This window comes from Salipiger sp. HF18 (genome assembly GCF_011806505.1).
GTDB lineage: Bacteria > Pseudomonadota > Alphaproteobacteria > Rhodobacterales > Rhodobacteraceae > Salipiger > Salipiger thiooxidans.
In genome coordinates, this window is record NZ_JAATOS010000848.1 from 1 (window position 1) to 986 (window position 986).

Sequence of the window (986 nt, forward strand, 5' to 3'; positions counted from 1 at the left end):
TGTCTCCCGCAGGGTGTCTCGGACCCCTGCAAATCTCGTCGCGTTGGGTGGCGGTTCGGGCCTCAGCCCTCGGCCTGCTTGCCGTGTGCGTAGTTCGAGGGGCCGGTGGCGCGGAACGCCTCGCGGAAGTGGGTCGGCTGCGGGCCGTCGGGGCCGTCTGCGACCTCGGCGAGGTAGACACCGACCGCTTCCGCGGAGCGGGCCGACGCGTCGAGCAGACGCAGCTGCGCCACGGCCTCGTCGGTCAGCACTTCGGCCTCGGTGAGCGAGCGCACCCAGCGGTCATCGGCGGCAAGGTAGATCACGTCGCCCTCGATCAGGGCATTGGCGGTGACGACCTTGGGGGAAAAGGGCTTGGACATCAGGAGACCTCCTGTCTGGTCAATTTGGCGGAGGCCACCGCGGCGGCGTCGCGCGGGGCGAGCCCCAGCAGCAGCACGGCGGCGCCGCCGAGCTCGGCCGCGTCAAGATCGGCGGCCCGCGCGGCAAGGGCTGCGGGCAGGGGACGCCCGCCGGCCCGCGGGACGTTCTCCACCACGGTCACCGGGGTCGCGGGATCGGCGCCGTGCATCATCAGACGGCCCTGCAGGAAGCGCGCGGCGCGCTTGCCCATGTAGATCGCGGCAACGGCGCCGGGCCGGGCGAGGCTGCGCCAGTCCTGCTCCGCGAATCCACGTACGTCGTGGCCGGTGAGCAGGCGCAGGTCGCTGTTGCGGCCGCGGCGGGTCATCGAGACGCCCATGCCTGCGGCCGCGGCGGTGGCGGCGGGGAGGCCCGGGGTCACGAAATGCGGCACGCCGGCCGCCCCGAGCGCTTCGGGCTCCTCGTCGAGCCGGCCGAAGACGCCGGGATCCCCGGCCTTCAGTCGCACCACGCGGGCGCCGGCCCGGGCGAATTCGATGAGGCGGGTGTTGATCTCTTCCTGGCGCACCGAGGGGCCGAAGCCCTTCTTGCCCACGGAGACCAGCTCTGCCTCCGGCGCAGCC

2 protein-coding genes are annotated in these 986 nt (G+C 73.3%); both read right to left on the bottom strand.

The features are described 5' to 3' along the window. Window positions 1–62 precede the first annotated feature (62 nt). Window positions 63–362 (bottom strand): DUF2849 domain-containing protein, encoded by a 300-nt coding sequence (locus tag HC022_RS27480; RefSeq protein ID WP_167454486.1) that lies wholly within the window; start codon window positions 360–362, stop codon window positions 63–65. Then, the coding region (locus HC022_RS27485; protein ID WP_167454487.1) for a uroporphyrinogen-III C-methyltransferase at window positions 362–986 on the bottom strand (625 nt) is incomplete at its 5' end. The genes HC022_RS27480 and HC022_RS27485, both read right to left, overlap by 1 nt.

Bases quoted from the DNA above. Each gene is read 5' to 3' on its own strand.
- HC022_RS27480 (WP_167454486.1), bottom strand. From the start codon at position 362: ATGTCCAAGCCCTTTTCCCCCAAGGTCGTCACCGCCAATGCCCTGATC.